This window comes from Martelella sp. (genome assembly GCF_984369615.1).
On record NZ_CFHTCS010000537.1, the window covers coordinates 1 to 2,093 of the forward strand.

The following is a 2,093-nucleotide window of genomic DNA, read 5'->3' on the forward strand; positions in this document are numbered from 1 at the left end:
GAGCGCGGCATCACCCTTTCCGGCGGCCAGCGCCAGCGCATCGCCATTGCCCGCGCCGTATTGCGCGACGCGCCGGTCCTGCTGCTCGACGAGGCGACCTCCGCGCTTGATGCGGAAAGCGAGACGCTCGTACAGCAGGCGCTTGGCGAACTGATGAAGGGGCGCACGACCCTGGTGATCGCCCATCGTCTGGCGACGGTGCTTTCCGCCGACCGCATCCTGGTGATGGATGAGGGCCATATCGTCGAGGAAGGAACGCATGAGGAACTCGTCGCCAGAAACGGGCTTTATGCCCGCCTGGCGCGCCTGCAGTTTTCCACCGAGGAAAGCGCCTGAGCGTCAGGGTTTAGGTTTGCGCCCCGTCGGCATGAAGGTGGCGGCGAAAATCAGCGCGATGCCCGCCCAGACGATGGGCTGCGGCCATTCGCCGAAGACCACCAGACCCATCATCACCGCCAGCGGCAGCGCCATGTGCAGGGCAGGCGTCAGCACCACCGCATCGGCCATGGAAAAGGCTCTCAGCATGCAGTAATTGCTGGTATTGACCAGCAGCGCCGACAAGAGCAGCAGCCCAAGATCGCCAAGCCCGATCGGCGACCAGAAGAACATCGCCGGAATGGCCGCGATCGCCGCCATCAAGGCATACATCCAGAACAGCGCCGGCAGGAAAGCCTCGTTCATCGCCAGCATTTTCAGGACGATATTCTTCGCAGCAAGCGCGATTGCCGCCGCGATCGCCACGAGCCCGGCAAGCTGAAAGGCCTCGCTGCCCGGCCTGAGGATCAGGAAGGCGCCGGAAAGGCCGAGCGCGACGGCCAGCCAGCGGCGCCAGTCCGCCTTCTCTTTCAGCAGCACGATCGCCAGCGGAATGACGAAGAAGGTCTCGAGCTGGAACAGCGAGGAAGCCACCGTGAAGGGCAACAGCGACAGCGAGGTGAAGATCAGGAAGCTGACCAGAACGCCGAGCGCCGAGCGGATCAGCAGCAGGCGCGGCGACTTGATGACAAAGCCCGCCCTGCCCTTCGAAGCCGCGATCGGCAGCACCATTGCCGCAGCCAGTCCGGATTGCACGAAGACAAGCATGACCGGCTCGTGCCGGGACGTCAGTATTTTCGTCAGCGTATCGACAAAAGTGAAGGCGGCAACGCCGCCGATCATCAGAAAGATCGCGACAAGACGGCTGTCGGGCCGCCAGCGCGCAGCCCGTGCGGGCAGAACGAAGGTCATTTCTCACTCCTGAACAAGCATCTGTTCGTCTTGGGATGCTTCCTGGAGGAACCCTCGTCCGCTTGTCAGGAAGAACAGCGTTCACAAAGAACGCGGCGGTTGGGCGCGTCGCGCCGTACCACCCTTGCGGAGTTCGCAGAATAGAAAAGAGCGCGCCTGAAGGCAAGCCCGGCGCGCCAATGGCGTGGCCACTGCCTCAGCGCTCGGTCAGCTTGAACTCGATGCGCCGGTTCTGGGCGCGCGCTTCCGCCGTATCGCCCGGCGCGATCGGCTGATATTCGGCAAAGCCCGCCGCCACAAGACGGGTCGCCGGCACGCCCTGCGAGATGAGATAACGGACCACGGAATTCGCGCGCGCGGTCGAAAGCTCCCAGTTGTCGGAAAACTGGCCGCCGGGGCGGATCGGCACGTCATCGGTGTGGCCGTCGACGCGCAGCACCCAGTTGATGTCCTCCGGAATTTCCGGCGCGATTTCCAGCAGCGCCGTCGCCAGCTTGGAGAGCTCGGCCCGGCCGTCATCATTCAGTTCGTCGGAGCCGGAGGGAAAGAGAACCTCCGACTGGAACACGAAACGGTCGCCGACGACCCGGATATTTTCGCGGTCGGAGAGGATCTGCCGCAGCCTGCCGAAGAAATCCGAACGATAGCGATTGAGTTCCTGCACCTTCTGCGCAAGCGCGGTGTTCAGCCGGCGGCCGAGATCGGCGATGCGCGCCTGGGAGGCCTCGTCCTTGGCCTCGGAAATCTCCAGTGCCTCCTCGACCGCGGCAAGCTGGGCGCGAAGCGCGGAAATCTGCTGGTTGAGCAGCGCGAGCTGACTTTGGGCCTTGGCCTTCAGCTGCCGCTCGGCCTCCAGGTCCTCGGAA

At 64.1% G+C, this 2,093-nt stretch carries 3 protein-coding genes; 1 reads left to right on the plus strand and 2 read right to left on the minus strand.

Annotation, left to right across the window (positions count from 1 at the left end):
• Positions 1–336: ATP-binding cassette domain-containing protein (locus AC5DC2_RS23410; protein ID WP_491700218.1), on the plus strand; the 336-nt coding region annotated here is incomplete at its 5' end.
• A 3-nt stretch (positions 337–339) separates the two neighbouring features.
• Here the strand turns inward: AC5DC2_RS23410 and AC5DC2_RS23415 are convergent.
• Both AC5DC2_RS23415 and AC5DC2_RS23420 read right to left on the minus strand, forming a co-directional pair.
• Positions 340–1,227, minus strand: coding sequence for a DMT family transporter (locus tag AC5DC2_RS23415; protein WP_491700219.1), 888 nt, complete (start codon positions 1,225–1,227; stop codon positions 340–342).
• Positions 1,228–1,423: 196 nt separating this feature from the next.
• On the minus strand, positions 1,424–2,093 hold a 670-nt coding region (locus tag AC5DC2_RS23420), incomplete at its 5' end, for a peptidoglycan -binding protein (protein WP_491700220.1).